General features: G+C 62.8%; 1 protein-coding gene. It reads left to right on the top strand.

Annotated elements, in window-relative coordinates; genetic code table 11:
• The coding region (locus NMG80_RS01800) for a recombinase family protein (RefSeq protein WP_254016555.1) at positions 1-631 on the top strand (631 nt) is incomplete at both ends.

Below are 631 nucleotides of genomic sequence, written 5' to 3'. Positions count from 1 at the left end.
GCCTTCGTCTATATCCGTCAGTCGACGGCCGATCAGCTTATGCACAATCAGGAGAGCCAGCGCCGGCAATACGGACTCGCCGATCGCGCTCGCCAGCTCGGCTGGGCGAAGATCGAGGTCATCGACGATGATCTCGGCCGCTCGGGCGGCGGCATTAATCGACCAGGTTTCGAGCGGCTCCTGGCGGCGATCTGCGAAGGGCATGCGGGCGCCGTGTTCGCGATCGAGGCCTCTCGGTTGGCGCGCAACGGCCGCGACTGGCATACGCTGATCGAGTTCTGTGGATTGGTCGGGACCGTCATCGTCGACGAGGACGGAATCTACGATCCCCGGCATCCCAATGATCGGCTATTGCTTGGTATGAAGGGCACGATGAGCGAGCTCGAGTTGTCACTGTTCCGTCAGCGCTCGCAAGAGGCACTGAAGCAGAAAGCCCGCCGGGGCGCGCTGTTCCTCGGTGTCGCCGCCGGCTATGTGAAGACCGGGCGCGAGCGGATCGAGAAGGATCCAGACCAGCGCGTGCAGGACGCGTTGAGGCTGGTGTTCGCGAAGTTCGCCGAGCTACAGAGCGTGCGGCAGGTCCATATGTGGTTCAGAGACGAAGGCATCGCTTTGCCCGTTAAGTCGCATG

Source organism: Mesorhizobium escarrei (assembly GCF_935825525.1).
Taxonomy (GTDB): Bacteria; Pseudomonadota; Alphaproteobacteria; order Rhizobiales; family Rhizobiaceae; genus Mesorhizobium; species Mesorhizobium escarrei.
This window is presented reverse-complemented; position numbering and strand designations above follow the sequence as displayed.